Raw genomic sequence first — 15,661 nt, 5'->3', positions numbered from 1 at the left:
CGCTGGGGCTCGTTGAGGTCGGCGAGGAGCGCGGCGGGGTTCAGGGGAGGCACCGGCAGCACCGTAGCGGAGGGCTGCTCACTCCCACTCGATGGTGCCCGGCGGCTTCGAGGTCACGTCCAGGGCGACCCGGTTGACCCCGGGCACCTCGTTGACCAGGCGCCGAGCGATCCGGTCGACGAGCTCGTAGGGCAGCCGGGCCCAGTCGGCCGTCATGGCGTCCTCGGAGGTCACGGCCCGGATGACGATCGGGTAGGCGTAGGTTCGCTCGTCGCCCATCACCCCGACGGTCCGCACGGCCGGCAGCACGGCGAAGCTCTGCCAGAGCTGGCGCTCCAGGCCGGCCCGCCGGACCTCCTCGAGAACCACGGCGTCGGCGGCCCGCAGGATGGCCACCCGCTCGGGGGTGACCTCGCCGACGATCCGCACCGCCAGGCCCGGCCCGGGGAAGGGCTGGCGCCAGACCAGCTCCTCGGGGAGGCCCAGCTCCTCCCCCACGGCCCGGACCTCGTCCTTGAAGAGCCAGCGCAGGGGCTCGACCAGTTCGAAGGCCATGTCCTTCGGCAGCCCCCCGACGTTGTGGTGGGACTTGATGCTGGCCGCGTGGGCGCTGCCGGACTCGATGACGTCGGGGTAGAGGGTGCCCTGGACCAGGTAGCGGACGTCCCCCAGGTCCCGGGCCACCTCCTCGAAGACCCGCACGAAGGTCTCCCCGACGATCTTCCGTTTCGCCTCGGGGTCCACCACCCCGGCCAGCGCCCCGAGGAAGCGGTCCGCGGCCTTCACGTGGACCAGATCCACCTGGAACTGCCGCCGGAAGGTCGCCTCGACCTGCTCCCCTTCCCCGGCCCGCATGAGGCCGGTGTCGACGAAAACACAGGTCAGCTGGTCCCCGACCGCCTTGTGGACCAGGGCGGCGGCCACCGCCGAGTCCACCCCGCCCGAGAGGGCGCAGAGCACCCGGCCCTCCCCAACCTGGGCCCGGACCGCCCGGGTGGCCTGCTCGACGATGCTCAGGTGCGTCCAGGTGGGCGAGGCCCCGCAGACCTCGAAGAGGAACCGCTCGAGGAGCTCCTGGCCCCCCTCGGTGTGGGCCACCTCGGGGTGGAACTGGACGCCGTAGCGGGCCCGCTCGGGGTCGGCCATGGCGGCCACCGGCGTGCCGGCCGTCTCGGCGGCCACCACGAAGCCCGGCGGGGCGGCCACCACGGCGTCGGCGTGGCTCATCCAGACGTCGCCGGCCGGCCCCTCGGGGCCGCCGAGCACCGGCAGGGTCCCCACCCCGGCCCGCCGGGTCAGGGCCGTGCGCCCGTACTCGCCGCTGCCCGTCCGGGCCACCTCGCCGCCGAGGGCCTCGGCCATGAGCTGGGCGCCGTAGCAGATGCCCAGGATCGGCACCGGGGCGTCCCAGAGGGCCGGGTCGACCCGGGGGGCCCCGGGGGCGTGGACCGAGGCCGGGCCGCCCGAGAGGATGATCCCGAGGGGTTTCGCGGCCAGGATCTCCTCGGCGCTGGCCGTGCAGGGCACGAGCGTTGAGCAGACCCGGGCCTCCCGCACCCGCCGGGCGATCAGCTGGCCGTACTGGGCGCCGAAGTCGACCACCACGACGGCCCCGTCGGCCGCCGGGGGCCCGGCGGGGAGGGCGGCCACCTCAGTGGCCCATGCCGACGCCCTGGGCCCGCTGGAGGGCCTTGCCCTCGGTCTGCAGGGCCGGCGCCACCATGACCTCGGCCTTCTGGAACTCCTTCAGGGTCTCGTAGCCGCAGGTAGCCATGGCCGTCCGCAGGGCCCCGAAGAGGTTCATCCGGCCGTCGTTCTCGTGCGCCGGGCCCAGGAGGATCTCCTTCAGGGTCCCCCGGACCCCGGTCCGCACCCGGGTGCCCCGGGGCAAGGTCGGGTGGAAGGTGGCCATCCCCCAGTGGAAGCCCTTGCACGGGGCCTCCTCGGCCGAGGACAGCGGCGAGCCCAGCATGACCGCGTCGGCCCCGCAGGCGATCGCCTTCGCGATGTCCCCGCCCTTGCTCATGCCCCCGTCGGCGATCACGTGCACGTAGACCCCGGTCTCGTCCAGGTGCCGCATCCGGGCCCCGGCGACATCGGCGATGGCGGTGGCCTGGGGCACCCCGATCCCGAGGACCCCCCGGGTGGTGCAGGCGTTGCCCGGGCCGACCCCCACCAGCACCCCGACCGCCCCGGTCCGCATGAGGTGGAGGGCCGCCTGGTACGAGGCGCAGCCGCCCACGATGACTGGCAGCTCGAACTCCCGGATGAAGCGCTTCAGGTTCAGCGGCTCGGTGGTCCGCGAGACGTGCTCCGCCGAGACCACCGTCCCCTGGATGACCAGCAGGTCCAGCTCCCCGGCCAGGATCGCCGGGGCCAGCTCCTGGGTCCGCTGCGGGGTGACCGACGCGCAGGCCACCACGCCGGCCGCCTTGATCTGGCGGATCCGCTCGGTGACCAGCTCGGGCTTCACCGGCTCCTGGTACATCTGCTGCATCCGGAAGGTGGCCTTCTCGTCGGGCAGCTCGGCGATCTCGGCGAACAGCGGCTCGGGGTCCTCGTAGCGGGTCCAGAGGCCCTCCAGGTTCAGGACCCCGACCCCCCCCAGCCGTCCCAGCTCGATGGCCGTCCGGGGGCTCGTCACCCCGTCCATGCCGGCTCCCATCAGGGGCAGCTCGAAGCGGAAGGCGTCGATCTCCCAGGAGATGTCCACGTCCTCGGGGTCCCGGGTCCGTCGGCTCGGCACGATGGCGATGTCGTCGAAGCCATAGGCCCGACGGCCCGACTTGTAGATCCCGATCTCGATCTCAGCCACCAGGCCTCCTCGACTCGCGCCACCTCCGGCGAAGCGGCCCTCGCGCCCGCAGGCACCCCGATCGACGGCCGCCCCCCGAGGATACCGCCCCGCCCACCGGCCCCCGGGAGTCTGCGAGGCCATGCCGTCCAGACCACACCATCCCCTGCCCGAACCCCCAGACGCCGCCAATCGTTGCCCCGCACAAGACACACCCGACCCCGGATGTGGGAAAACAAACAAACCCTTCGCAATAGAGGCGGGGTTCATTACCCCGCAAAAGGTTGTCATCGGCGCAGGGACGTTCGTGCGCCGGTGGGCGTCGCAATAGAGGCGGGGTTCATCACCCCGCAGAAGCCCATGACGACACCGAGCAGCACGCAGCGACATCCAGCAAGTCGCAATAGAGGCGGGGTTCATCACCCCGCAGAAGCGGACGAGCTGACCACGGTCGAAGCGTCGCGGCTGCTCGAGTCGCAATAGAGGCGGGGTTCATCACCCCGCAGAAGCGGCCAGGAGGTCGCTCGGGGCAAGGCGGCTCGCCGCGTCGCAATAGAGGCGGGGTTCATCACCCCGCAGAAGCTGGGACTGGGCCTCCTTCGCCGGCGAGCACTTCACGTCGCAATAGAGGCGGGGTTCATCACCCCGCAGAAGCACGCGGAGATGGGGGCGAGTCCTTCGGCTGGTGTCGGGGTCGCAATAGAGGCGGGGTTCATCACCCCGCAGAAGCGGACCCACGTCGCCGGCCTGGCCGAGCGCTCCCCGTCGCAATAGAGGCGGGGTTCATCACCCCGCAGAAGCGAGGGCCGCGGGGATTGAAGCAGCGGCCGCGTACATGTCGCAATAGAGGCGGGGTTCATCACCCCGCAGAAGCAGGAGGGCTCGGCCTGAGTCGTCCTGGGGGGAGGCCGTCGCAATAGAGGCGGGGTTCATCACCCCGCAGAAGTGTGACGGGGCTTCAAGGTAACGACGACCTGGGTGGTCGCAATAGAGGCGGGGTTCATCACCCCGCAGAAGGACTAGGGCGACGAAGCGCTTTGAGCAGCTGCAAAATCGTCGCAATAGAGGCGGGGTTCATCACCCCGCAGAAGCGCTCACGTGGCAGGACATGCAGCGGCTGCAAGACGTGTCGCAATAGAGGCGGGGTTCATCACCCCGCAGAAGCGAGCGGACCATGAGCCCCTCTACGAGGTCGCGAACTAGTCGCAATAGAGGCGGGGTTCATCACCCCGCAGAAGCGCCTCGCTTCGGTCCACGCTTCCGCAGGCCACGACCGGGTCGCAATAGAGGCGGGGTTCATCACCCCGCAGAAGCGGGGATGGCGCTTGCTGTGATGTTGACCCAAGCGCCGTCGCAATAGAGGCGGGGTTCATCACCCCGCAGAAGCCTGGCCCTAGGTTACCACCGTCTACCTGGGCCTCTGCAAGCCGCTGCGAGCGCTGACTCGGCGGCGCCTCGTCTGAGGGCCCCACCGGTCGAAGCGCCCAGCGTTCTTCCTGTTGAAGGCCGGTCGAGCGCTCCCCGCAAGCTGGAGCTCCCCGGAGCGCTCGCAGGCGGTGCCGCTCATGGCTCTCTTGATCAGACGACCTGAGGCGGTTTCTCGTCGAGGAGTGCCGCCGGGCGCTCCCCGAGCCAGAACAGCTGTCGCCGCCTTCTCAGGCTCCCGGCCTCCCCGAGCTCGAGCAGGATGAGGCGGTCCTCTCGTTTGGCCAGCACCTCCCCCAAGGCGTGAAGCAGCATGTCGACCTCGCCAGGAGAGAGATCGCAGACAAACACCGAATACTGGACTGCCCAGCCGAAGCGATTCGCGATTCGAGTGCAACGGGAGAGACGCTTCTGGTCTCTCACGTCATAGGCGAGGAGATACCGTCGACGCATCACTCGTCACCGTGTCACGAATGCCTGGTAACGCCTTGTTTCGCCGAGGCACCATGCTGCGAGCAACCTTGCCTGCACTTCCAAGGCGCGACGATAGTTGATTCGATAGCCGAAGAGTGGATGCCTGACCTGGTGCCCCATTCGTCGTTCATAGGCCAAGAGGACTTTCCTCCTCCCGCGGGGAGCCAGGTACACCCCCCCGTCCCGCCTCACGAAGTCTTTCTTCTGAACCTCTCCGTTGTTGATCACCTGGATGACGACCGAGTCCCCAATGAGCGGACGAAACTCCTCCGCCAGGTCGAGGGCAAGTGCTGGCCTCCCGTACCGAGGTTGGTGGTAGAAGCCCAGCAAAGGATCGAGTCCAACGGTGAGGCATGCAACGGTTGCCTCTTTGACGAGGACACTGTAGACGAAGGAGAGCAGGGCGTTGACCTCGTCTCGTGCCTGTGCTGTCGACAGAGATCATCTGTCGAAATGCGGAGAAGTAGGCCCGAGCCCCAGACCCTTCGATTCCGAGGAGCTGGTCGATGCTGGAGGCGGTCTCGGCAGCCGTCCGCGCGGCATCGATCCTCGCGAGGGCTTGGCTGACGTCGCCCCGGGCGTTCCGCCGAAGCAGGGTTCGGGCGTTGCGAAGCTTGCCTGCGACGATCTCCCGACAAACCTTGAGCGCCTCCCTGCTCGACGCCAGCCGATACTGGGCGATGCGGAGCTGGACGTTGTTCGACGGGAGTCCTGTGGCCATGCCGTAGAACCAGCCACCCGAGGAGAACCAGCAGACCGGAACGCCCCGAGCGAGGAGTCGTTGGATCGCCGGGGTGGTGACCTGCACTGCGCCGTAGACGCACAGCTGCGAGATGTCGAGCTCCAGGAACGAGGCGAGCTCGCCTTCGCGCGAGGTCACGACCAGGCGGCCCTCGTGGGCCCTCACGGTGCTCCCCTGCTCGCCGACGTAGAGCGGCTTGGCGTCCTCGTCGGTTGGGACGAGCCGACGAGGCGGCCGGTCCGTGCGCCCGAGCAGGAGATTGACCTCGTCGGGGAGGCACACGCTCACCACGGGACACCGAGGGCACTTCGGGCTGTCCACGAGTGGTTGCGGGGCGTTCGGGCTTTCGGCCAGGTCACAGGCGGCCTCGACCGTGGCCAGGGCCGCGGCCATCCGCTCCTCGGTGAACGCGACCAGCACGCGGGTGTTGCTGGCCAGGTAGTGGAGGACGCCCCGCTCACAGGCGTAGCCCATCTCGCGGAGCAGCAGGGCCTTCACGCAGAGGAGCACGACGTCGCTCTCCCAGGCCGAACGGCCTTCGTCTCGCCCTGCTCCTGGCCTGATCTCGACGGGGATCACCCGGCCGTCGGCGTCCTCGACGACGTCGACAGCCCCCCGCAGGCCGAGCCGCTCGGAGCGGACCGAGACGGTCGTCGTGCGGAGCTCCTCGACGCCGTTCTCGGAGCTTCTCTCGGGACCGGTCGGTTCGGAAGCGGCATCGGCTGGATCCACCGCGGAGACCTCCTCGGACGCCGGGCCCTCCGGGTTCACCCACTCGAGATAGAACCGCCTCGGGCAGTACTCATAGGTTCGCAGCTGCTCGACGGGAATCGGTTCGAGCCGTTCCGGTCCTCTCGTGTCCCCAGGGTCCCTCACGCCTCACTCCTTGCGAGGCCAGAACACGCCGAGGCCGTAATGGCGAAGCGCCCCGAGCACGATCGGGCCGGCGACTGCCGACTCGAATGTCATCTCGACGCCGAAGACGGACCGTGCCCTCTGCTCAGGTTCCCGGGGTCGCCTCGACTGGAACGACCGCCAGATGCCCTCCGGCCCGATCAGCCGGATCGAGACCGGCGGGTCGTAGCCCAGCGCGCCGAGGTCGCGCTGCAGGTAGCGCGCCACGTGGTCCCGGAGGGTCTGACCCGGGCGGGGGTGGGACGGCGGCGCATAGGGCGTGAGGGTCCGCCACGTTCGCGCAGGCCGGGCCAGGTCGCCGAGGACGCTCGGGCTGTCGCCGACCCCGGTCAGCTCGAGGTGGACCGTGCACGGTCGCCCGCCAACGGTCCCGTGGAGCATGCTGAGCGATGCCAGGGCCGCCGTCTCCTCGACGTCGTATCCCCCCGGTGCCCAAGCTGCCACCGTGGTCACGCGGTAGTCGTCGTCGAGACCGGTCAACGACAGCCAGTGGGCGTGCCGGTGCTCCCGCAGCGGCTCGCCGTCGGGGCCTCGACCGATGACGGCCCAGCCGTCGCTCACCCTCCGAATCCGGGCCAGCCTGCCGACCGCCGCACGGTGCAGCAGGTCGCCGAGGACGACGGCGTGGACCAGGGCGACCGTCGTGCCACTGCAGCGCCAGCGGAGCACCGTCGGCCGGGGCGACTCCCCTCGTTCGGGGGCACCGAACCACCTGGAGGCCGGGAGGTGCCCCGACCTCCCCATGGGCTCCAACCGACGCTCCCCGACACCACCGGGGGCCGTCGTCAGGGAACCCTCCCCTGGTCCTCCCGCCGTCCGACCGGTCGCTCCCATGGCTTCACAGGTGCTCCCGCAGTTCGAGCAGGACGATCTTCTGCCCTTCGTCGCGAAAGAGGATCCGGTACGCAGGCCCGTCGCTCGTGGCGTAGGCCTCGTGGGTCGCCGGCGCGAACGATCCGCTCAACTTCTTCACCGTGCTTCGTTTCGGCAAGGCCTGCCGCCCGCCTTCGAGCCACGCACTGAGATCGTCGATCCTCTCGTTCACCCGCACAAAGAGTTCGGGCTGTCCTGCGGCCCGGCGTGCCACCTCGTCCGGGAACTGTCCACCGAATACGACCCGGTCGGTGGGCGGATCGAGGAGCCGAGCCCGGTAGATCTGCGTCGCTTGCCGCACCCAGAGGAGCCGTCCCCAGTCGGAGGGCAGCATCCTCCCCTCGTCGGCCTCGGTGAAGAGGACGCTGGCCCCCGCCAGCCCCTCCACCTCGCTCGTCGGGATCCCCTCCGGGAGGATCTCTGCCCGCCGCAGGCTCTGCAGGGCGACGTCGCCGAGCGCCATGTCGAGCGGCAGGGTCGGGATCCGCACCAGCTCGTCGGCGGTCTCGAAGCTGTAGAGCACCTCGGCCGACCACAGCGCTGCCGCCTGCTGGAGGAACCCCGAGACTGACTTGAACGAGCCGGCGAGGTTGAAGACCACCGCCGTCTGCTCGTCGCGACGGTCGTCGATCGCCTTCATGAGCCCCGGGAGGGCTTCCCGGAGCCCATTGGACGAGGCGACTTGCAGGCCCCCGATCTGCTCGACCTCCGCCTTGATCCCGAGGAGCGTCTCGAGCGCGTCGCGGACGCACGCTGCCGCCAGTTGGCCGAGTGCCGTGTCCGTCGCGAGCAGCAGGTGCCGGTGTCGCCTTGCCGGCTCGGTTCGACGCCAGAGGGAGAGGACTTTCAGCTCCGCCGAAAGCCGGCCGACCTGGTGCTGGTCGGTTGGGTCGACCTTCCCCAGCTCCGCTTGCACCTGGGTCTTGATCGCCTCGAGGCTTGCCCTGTCCTCATCGCCGACGAACGTGCGAACGTTCGCGTTGCGTTTGATGAACTCGCGGAGTTCGTCGTCGTCGGCCGCGTTCGTGAGGATGGAGGTGCCGACCGTGCTCACGACGAGGACGTCTGTCATGGTGCTCCCTTCGTGCCGCCGCTGTCGATCAGCCGGTGCACATCGAGATCGGTGCGTTCTGTTGCCTCGAAGACCCGCGGGTCGATGACGAGCTCGTCCGCGTCGAGCTCCTGGCCCCGCTGGGAGCGGCGCAGGCGGAGATCCAGGTGCACATAGAGCACGCCACGGGCCGTCAGCTCGGCGACGATCGGCACCGGCAGGTTGCCGAGCACGACGTCGCCCGCCTGGAGCGTCGCGGTGCTCTCGAGGTGGTCAATGACCCGGTCGACCACGAGCCCGTGGCGGCGGGCCCATTCGACCGTTCCGCGGTGCCGGGTGACGAGCACTCGCTGCATCACTCGCTCCGCAGAGCCCGCAGCCGGAGGGAGAGCTCGTGCCCCTTCGCCCGTCGCTGCTTGTACGGTTTCCCAGCCTGGGGCGGATCCGGGAGCCAGAGTCCCTGCTCCTCGAGGAGGCCTTGGAGTTTGTCGAGCGTCTCGGTCGTCCCGAGCGCTTCGTCACCGCCCTCGATGGCGTCGAGGACGGCGCGGACCACCACCAGCTCGGTCAGGCCGGCCGGATTCCCTTCGAACTGTGCCGCCAGCCTGGCGAGGACCGCTCGCAGTGCGGGCTCGGCCCCGCCCCCAACCTCGAGGCGGCCGAGCCACCGGGAGAGGAGCTCAGGTGGGTTGGCTGGAGCTTCCTCGGTTGCGACGGCCTCGTCGACCCGCTGGACAGGTGCCCGCTCCCCATCCCCGACACGAGTCGTCACCGGGTCCTCACGCATGGCGACGACTCCGAGGCCGAGCGCCGATCGTGCACCGATCGCGCCCGAGGAGCACACGGTCCGCCAGAGGAGCGCCACCAGGGCGTGGCACCGGCCCGGCCCCCCGACGCAGGGCCCGTCGTGGAGCACGTCGACGTCGAGCAGTGCTCCTGCGGCGACCACCGGGTAGAGGACCGGGGTCGGCCTCTCGGTCTCGACCGGCGGGCCACCGCCGGTGAAGTAGCCGCTGTGGTGGGGCGTGACGACGTCGAGCTCCACCAGGTGTCGAGACGCCGGGCCCGTATCCTCCGAACCCTCCACGTACGGGTACGCGTCGAGCACCCAGAGGTGCCCGCGCTGGCTGGGGGAGGTTCCTTCCTCGGGAGCGTCGAGCTCGGCACCGTCGCCGGCCTCAGGAGCCCAGCCGAAGAGCTGGCGGCAGACCTCGTCGTCGATCTCGACCCCCTCACCCGTCCCAGGCGGGGGCCCCTCCCGCCGGACCCGGTCGGCGGCGGCGCGCAGCACCCCCTTGAGGGCCGAGCCGGGGATCCTCGGGGTGCCATGCGGGTAGCTGAACGACATCCCCATGCCCTCGGGGTGCGGACTCCCGATCCCCAAGGCCAGGCGTGCCTCCAGGCGGAGCGGCACCGATTGGAGACCTACGGCGCGACGCCGGCTCGAGACGACCTCCCGCACCCTCTTGGCACGAGTCGAGAGCCGCTCGGCCTGGACCCTCGTCGCCTCCGCCGTTGCCCTCGCGGCCTCGCCGACCTTCGTGGCCTCCCGGGAGCGCACAGGACGGGACGGGCACCCAGCCTTTTGACTGCTCGCGGCCTCGCCGACCTTCGTGGCCTCCCGGGAGGGCTCGCCGCTTCGGTCCTGCTCGATCCACCACTTCCCGCCGAACCACGGCAGGTACGGGCCCCACAGGTGCCCAAAGGGCATCGGTGGCGGGCCCGGGGTGCTGCCCCCCTGCCCACGTCCGAGGTGTTCGGCCACCGCCTCCTCCACGTCCCGGGGCACGAGCCGGCAGCGAGGCACCTCACCTCCCCGTTCCCCCTGGGCCGGACGTGCCCGTTTCCCCCCGGGGCGAGGCCGGCTCGACCGGGGGCTCATCGGCGCTCCTCTACGAGCGTCCCGCCGGGGCCGGTCGGACCCCCGTCGAGGTCGACGAAGGCGCGCATCCAGCGGAGGTGCTCGAGGACGGTTCTCGAGACGTGCGCCAAGGTCAGCGAACGCCCCTGGACCAGCGCCTCGACGACGGCGTCCACGTCGGTCCCCGTCACTGGTCGCTCCCCGACCTCGCGCAGCACAGGGGTGGCGATCTTCGCGAGCTGCCTCGCGAGCAGGCTTTTTTTGGAGCCGTAGGAGCGCTTGTCGAGGTAGCACAGGGTCACGATGAGCCCGTTGCTCGCCAGCAGCCCGGGGGTCGCCTTGACGTCGCCGCGATAGGCCCGGTAGCCCCGCGCATCGAGCTGGTTTCGCGCCTCGACCACCAAGGACCAGGCCTGCACCGCTTCGGGCCGATACCCTTCCTTCGGCATCACTGGCCCCCCTGGCTCTCGATCCGGACGCCGACGAGCCCGCTTCCCGAGGATGCTCGGCCCCCGATCTGGAGGAGCCCGCCGAGCCCGTCGTGCACCGTGTTCGCGAGCGCTGCGAGCGCGCCCGTAGCCGATCCTCGACCCTGACCGGCGGTCCCGTCGCCTCGTCGTTCGATGCGCGGCGCCATGAGCAGCGGTGCGGCGAAGACCGTCTCGGCCGGCACCTGCTCCACGAAGAAGAGCTGACCCTCGACGGCGGTGCCGGTCTCGGCGATCCGGACGTGGGGGTCGACCGGCAAGAGGCCCTCCATGAAGAAGCCGAAGGTGCTGTCGGGTACGACGACCAGGTCGCGCCGCAGCCGGTCGGCGAGGTCCGCGCCCACGAGGCGCCCGAGCGGTTCCTGGCCGATGCCGTCGCCGATGATCCTCCCCACCTGGGCGACCGCATCGGCGCTGCGCGCCTCGAAGCGGTACTGGTCGAGCAGCACGTGCGCGCGCCCCCGGGTGTCAGCGACCAGGGCGGTTCCCTCGTCCGGCCGAGGAATCTCCCAGGGCACGGGGGAACCACCGAGCTCGACGACGCGCCGCAGGCGGGCCAGCGCGCTCGGTGAGGTCACCCAGACGAAGGCCTCCTCGAGGCAGCGCACCGGGAAGGCGACGAGGCTGGCGTCACCGAGGGACATCGCCCCCGCAGCGGCATCCTCCTCGCTGGCCACGTCCTTGCCGAAAACCGCGTCGACGTCGACGGACACCAAGGGGTTGGCCGCGTCCTGTTCCGTCTCGATGGCGTGCCGGAGCGCGCCCTTGAGACCCGACGCGGGCAGGACCGGGTAGTTCGTGGCCCGTTCCCGCGCCACCGGCGCGTCGACGTAACCCAGTCCCTGACCGGCCCCCATGTGGGTCGGCGCCAGACAGTACGCCCAAAGAACCGCCCGTTCCGTGAACACCTCGTCCTTCCCTCCTCCCGCTGCTCCTCGTTCCGCTCAGCCCACCCCGGCGAGCCAACAGGAGGAGAACCCCTCCCCGTCTCGACTCCCCGGTCGCCCCGTCAGGACCTCGCCCACCGAGCGTTCGCGGAGCGCTCCAGCCAGCCGTTCGAGGTCCTCCCTGGATCCCGACTCGAGCTCGAAACGCCAGACGCTGCCCGGCGGGACCGCTGCGGCGATCGCCTTGGGGCGCCCCTCGCTCATTGACCACCCGGTGACCACCTCGGCGGCCCCGACCGCCGCGGCACGCAAGCGTGCCCGCAGGCCGCCCCAGGCCAGCACCCACCCCCCCTCAACTGGATCCCGGTCGACACCGTCGGGGAGCCAGCCGCGGCGGAAGACACCGGGGGTGACCGCCACCAGTGACATGCTCGCCGGCTCCTCGGGGAGCGTGGGCGCCTCGAGGGACGGGCAGCGCACGCTCCTCAGCCGCGCGGCGCGCCCGTCGCCGCCGAGGCGCACCAGCGTGCCGTCCAACTGGCCCTCGCCCGGCTCCGGCAGCCCCGCCAGGCCGACGAGGATGCCGACGCCCTCGCGGAAGCGCACGTACTGGCTGACGTAGAGCCTGGACTCCTGCGCCCGACGGGAGCGCCGGTCGAGGGCGATCCCGACCCGTGCCTCGACGCCTGCCAGCGCCTCCATCTGCGCCGCCGTGAGCAGCGCCCCTCGGGGGACCTCCCTCCCGGCCAGCCAGGCCTGCCAACCCGTTCCGGTGAGCCAACAGCCAGCCGGTTGCTTCACCCGCGCTCCGGGCACCACGAGCGGGCGGAGGCCCTCTGCGAGCGTGGAACCCCACCGGCGGCGGAGCACCGTGTCGGCCTCCTGACCGACCTCGCGCAACCGCAGCACCTCGGCTCTCCCCCCGCCGGGGTCGTCCACTGCGACCGCGAGGTCGAGGGGGAGGGGCACCAGCGGCTCCGCCTCCCCCGCTCCGCTCCTGCGTCCGAGGCTCGCCCACGCGACCCGGAGGGTCCCGAAGCGGCGAGCCGTCCCGATCGCCGCCCCGATCGGGTGGGTGATCGGCTCGTCGCGCAGGAAGCGGCGCTGGTCCTGCTCGGCGAGCCGGACGAGCAGCGCGGAGCGCAGCGCCCCGGTCAGCACCGAGGGTCGGGGCAGGAGCGCGGTCTCGGCCAGCTCCGAGGACTGGCCAAAGCCACGATTGCCGCGAAACGCCAGGACGTCGACCGGCTCGAGCATCCACCACGAGAGGGCCATCAGCGCTCTCTTTGCTCCGTTCGGCCAGCGACACGGCCATGGCCGACCCGAAGGCCCCGCCCGAGGAACTCGGCGATCGCGAGCATCGACGAGAGCTGGGCCCGACGACGCGGAACGAGATCCTTCGGAGACCGCCCCGCGCCGGGGCCGAGCGCCGTCATGGCGGCGCGGCTCGCCTCCGCCAGCCGCCTCGCTCCGGTCCCCTCCTGATCGGGGTCAGGGCGTTGCCCGTCGGCCCCGAGGAGGCTCTGGCGGGCGACCAGCTCGCTCAGCACCTCGAGCTCGAGCTCCGGGGCGAGTGGCGGCAGCTCCCGGAGGTACTGGGCCGCCCGGGCCATTCCTGCCCTCGAGACCAGGCCGGCCTCGAGCGCCCCGGTGAAGCCGACCAGCCCTCCGAGCGCGCCCGGTCCGTCCGGTCCGGGGAACCGGCTCGTGACCTGTTCGATCCCCCCTGAGCGTTTGAGCACGCTCAGGCAGAAGGCTCCTCGGAGCGCCTTGGCCCGCTGCTCGGCCAGGGACGCCTCCCGCAGCGCTGCTCGGAGCGGGTAGCTGGCGTGCGCGACGGCGACCCCGACGCTGATGGTGGCGCGCTCACCCATGGCGAGGCGCAGCGGCCCGGGCCGGCCTCCTCGGGGCACCTGGACCCAGCCGCCACCGAGGCGCAGGTGGACCAGCCGCCCCAGCGGGTGCCCTTGAAGACCCAGACGGGTCGCCACCGCCTCGACATCCTCGAGCGGCACCTCCTGGCCGGTCTCCGGGTCCCGAAGGCGGCTCCCTTGGTACAGGCTCGGCAGCAGCCAGAGCGCCGCGAGGACCCGGTCCACCGGCACCATGGCGAGAAGGTCGTCGCCGCCGGCGTAGACGACCTTGCCGTCGAGCACCTCCTCGACGAGCCACGGCACTACGTGGGCACCGAACGTGTTGAGGGCGGTCGCGATCGCCCCGTGCCAGGCAGGCGAGACCGGACGCGGCTCCTCGAGCCACTCGTCGACCACCCGCCGGCACGCCTCGTCGTCGAGCTGGTCGAGCTGCCGTTCGAGGTGCCAGGCGAAGCTCGTCGCGAGCCGTTCCCGGTTGCGGGGCACCCCGGGCACGGTCCCCGAGAGCCAGGCCCCCATCCGATCCCCGTCAGCCTGCACGATGGCGTAGTAGGCGGTCATCGGCAACGGACCCTCGATCCCGAGATCCCGGGCGAGCGCGCAGAGGCCCGGCCACGGGGACCCGCCGACCGTGCCTGGCCCCTCGGCCCCCTCGGGGCCGCTGCCGTCCTCGATCACCGCCCGGAACTTGGCGACGAGGCCGGGACGGTCCTGGGCCTGGCGGGCGACGGCCGGGACGACGGCGTGACGGGCAGAGCGATCCGGGTGATCCCCAGCCGAGAGCTCCTTCGTCGTCCGGTCGCCCAGACGGTCGATGATCGCCCGCTGGGTCGGGACCTGGGCCAGCGCGATCGTCGAGGGGACCCAGCGCTCCGCCGCCGGTCCGGCGAGGGTGCTCGCCGCGGACCCGGGCGGCCAACGCTTCGCGGCGACCCGCGGCCACTCGCGTTTCAAGCAGCACAGGGCACAGAGCGGCTCCTCGCGGTCGTCGTCGCCCCCCGGCGCGGGGACCACGACCGCGGGCCGCTCCCCGCAGAGGCCGCAGCGGGGCGCAGGAGGCGCAGCGACGGGATCCTGATGGGACACGCGCACGGTCTTCGTGCTTCCCATCACCCGCTCGAGGAGCTCGTACGCCGGCCGGTAGAGGTCGCCTGGCCCTGGGGGGAAAAACTCGAGGCCGCCGCCGGCCCGGCCCTCGCCCCCGCAGCCCAGCGCGGCGAGCCGTGCCGAGACGGGCTCGGGTTCCCCCCTCGTCTCACCGAAGGCGGCGAGTGCGTCGAGGAGCTCGGCCCGGACGTCCTGCACCGGCTGCCCGCTCAGGTCCACCCACGCGGCGTGAACCGTCGGGAACCGCCCCGCCCCCGCCCCGGCGGCGACTGGCCCGTGTCGCTCGAGCGCCCAGCGGGTCCACTCCTCGACCGCCTCGGCGCAGCGCACTTGGGCGCGCCGCGCGAGGTTCGGGGCCTCGTCCTTTTCGACGAGGGCCACGAAGCGGTTCGGCAGGCTGGCCCGCAAAAGTGGATGGTCGCCGCTTCGGCTCTCCCAGCAGGGCTCCTCTCGCTTCAGTTCGCTGACCGCGAGCTGCAGCGGGGTGCCGCTGGCCAGGCTTCCCCCGCGGCTTTCGAGTACGGAGAGGAGCCACAGGTCGGCCAGCGGGGCGCCGCGGAGGTTCGGCACCACGATGCTGTCGGGCCCGTAGCGCTCCACCACGACCGCTATCGCCTCCCAGGCGAGCGCGCCGAGGAGGTTCGAGCCGGACCAGAAGTCCGACGTCGTGCGGGCGACCCGAACGAAGGACTGGACCGGCCCGATGCTGACCGCCAGGAGGGCCGGGTGCGGATGGACACCGGCGTAGGCGCTCGCGAGGTCGAGGTGCTGCACGATGCTGTGGTCGGGCACCCTGGTGTCCGCCGGCAGCACCCACCAGCCCTCCCCCAGACGAGGAACCGCGGCACCCTGCTCGCCCAGGACCTCTGGTCGCGCCCCGAACCGCCACAACAGGAGGGAGGTGGCGACCCAGTCGACCGACCCCTCGGCACGGACGATCAGCTGCCTGAGGGCATCGAACGCCTGGGACTCCAGTGCCTCCGGGCTCACGTCCTGCAACGGATCCGCGACGGTACGACTCGCCGCCAGTGGGTGACGGAGCTCGGGCTGTGCGCGGAAGTCGCTTCGGAGACGCAGCGACCTCGGCATCGGGATGCGATCTGCCCCCGCCGCGAAGCGGTCCGCGAGCCGGTCATCTTCGCTGACGGGCCCGAGCCCCAGGTCCTCACG

General features: G+C 71.4%; 11 protein-coding genes, 1 pseudogene and 1 CRISPR repeat array. All 12 genes and pseudogenes read right to left on the bottom strand.

Translation table 11 applies throughout. From position 1 onward, the window contains the following. Window positions 1–78 precede the first annotated feature (78 nt). Entirely contained in the window at window positions 79–1,650 is a 1,572-nt protein-coding gene (gene guaA, locus Acit_RS01475) for a glutamine-hydrolyzing GMP synthase (protein WP_248105193.1), read from the bottom strand. 1 nt (window position 1,651) lies between these two features. Then, entirely contained in the window at window positions 1,652–2,815 is a 1,164-nt protein-coding gene (locus tag Acit_RS01470; protein ID WP_248105192.1) for a GuaB3 family IMP dehydrogenase-related protein, read from the bottom strand. A gap of 226 nt (window positions 2,816–3,041) precedes the next feature. Beyond that, window positions 3,042–4,181: direct repeats of the CRISPR family, unit length 37 nt; unit sequence GTCGCAATAGAGGCGGGGTTCATCACCCCGCAGAAGC. 191 nt (window positions 4,182–4,372) lie between these two features. Then, window positions 4,373–4,672: a CRISPR-associated endonuclease Cas2 gene (cas2, locus tag Acit_RS01465; RefSeq protein WP_248105191.1), complete on the bottom strand. Its 300-nt coding sequence runs from the start codon at window positions 4,670–4,672 to the stop codon at window positions 4,373–4,375. A gap of 6 nt (window positions 4,673–4,678) precedes the next feature. Continuing rightward, window positions 4,679–6,311, bottom strand: a pseudogene (gene cas4g/cas1g, locus Acit_RS01460) (CRISPR-associated endonuclease Cas4g/Cas1g). A gap of 3 nt (window positions 6,312–6,314) precedes the next feature. Continuing rightward, window positions 6,315–7,094 (bottom strand): type I-G CRISPR-associated protein Csb2, encoded by a 780-nt coding sequence (gene csb2, locus Acit_RS01455; protein ID WP_248105189.1) that lies wholly within the window; start codon window positions 7,092–7,094, stop codon window positions 6,315–6,317. A 94-nt stretch (window positions 7,095–7,188) separates the two neighbouring features. Continuing rightward, window positions 7,189–8,295 (bottom strand): putative CRISPR-associated protein, encoded by a 1,107-nt coding sequence (locus Acit_RS01450; protein ID WP_248105188.1) that lies wholly within the window; start codon window positions 8,293–8,295, stop codon window positions 7,189–7,191. Then, window positions 8,292–8,621: a CRISPR-associated protein Csx16 gene (gene csx16 / locus Acit_RS01445; RefSeq protein ID WP_248105187.1), complete on the bottom strand. Its 330-nt coding sequence runs from the start codon at window positions 8,619–8,621 to the stop codon at window positions 8,292–8,294. The genes Acit_RS01450 and csx16 overlap by 4 nt, the downstream gene beginning before the upstream one ends. 8 nt (window positions 8,622–8,629) lie before the next feature. Then, complete coding sequence (gene cmr6 / locus Acit_RS01440; protein ID WP_248105186.1) at window positions 8,630–9,688, bottom strand: type III-B CRISPR module RAMP protein Cmr6; 1,059 nt, start codon at window positions 9,686–9,688, stop codon at window positions 8,630–8,632. A gap of 464 nt (window positions 9,689–10,152) precedes the next feature. After that, on the bottom strand, window positions 10,153–10,584 hold the full coding sequence (locus Acit_RS01435) for a type III-B CRISPR module-associated protein Cmr5 (protein WP_248105185.1): 432 nt from the start codon (window positions 10,582–10,584) through the stop codon (window positions 10,153–10,155). Beyond that, complete coding sequence (cmr4, locus tag Acit_RS01430) at window positions 10,584–11,531, bottom strand: type III-B CRISPR module RAMP protein Cmr4 (RefSeq protein WP_248105184.1); 948 nt, start codon at window positions 11,529–11,531, stop codon at window positions 10,584–10,586. The genes Acit_RS01435 and cmr4 overlap by 1 nt, the downstream gene beginning before the upstream one ends. A gap of 36 nt (window positions 11,532–11,567) precedes the next feature. Further along, window positions 11,568–12,785, bottom strand: a complete 1,218-nt coding sequence (locus Acit_RS01425) for a type III-B CRISPR module-associated Cmr3 family protein (RefSeq protein ID WP_248105183.1) — start codon at window positions 12,783–12,785, stop codon at window positions 11,568–11,570. Next, entirely contained in the window at window positions 12,785–15,481 is a 2,697-nt protein-coding gene (gene cas10 / locus Acit_RS01420) for a type III-B CRISPR-associated protein Cas10/Cmr2 (RefSeq protein WP_248105182.1), read from the bottom strand. The genes Acit_RS01425 and cas10 overlap by 1 nt, the downstream gene beginning before the upstream one ends. Window positions 15,482–15,661 lie beyond the last annotated feature (180 nt).

Origin of the sequence: Aciditerrimonas ferrireducens (assembly GCF_023130475.1) — a bacterium.
GTDB lineage: Bacteria > Actinomycetota > Acidimicrobiia > Acidimicrobiales > UBA8190 > Aciditerrimonas > Aciditerrimonas ferrireducens.
This window is presented reverse-complemented; position numbering and strand designations above follow the sequence as displayed.

Coding starts and splice junctions, on each gene's coding strand:
- csb2 (WP_248105189.1), bottom strand. CDS start 7,094: ATGGGGAGGTCGGGGCACCTCCCGGCCTCCAGGTGGTTCGGTGCCCCC.
- Acit_RS01425 (WP_248105183.1), bottom strand. CDS start 12,785: ATGGCCCTCTCGTGGTGGATGCTCGAGCCGGTCGACGTCCTGGCGTTT.
- Acit_RS01435 (WP_248105185.1), bottom strand. CDS start 10,584: ATGCCGAAGGAAGGGTATCGGCCCGAAGCGGTGCAGGCCTGGTCCTTG.
- Acit_RS01450 (WP_248105188.1), bottom strand. CDS start 8,295: ATGACAGACGTCCTCGTCGTGAGCACGGTCGGCACCTCCATCCTCACG.
- cas2 (WP_248105191.1), bottom strand. CDS start 4,672: ATGCGTCGACGGTATCTCCTCGCCTATGACGTGAGAGACCAGAAGCGT.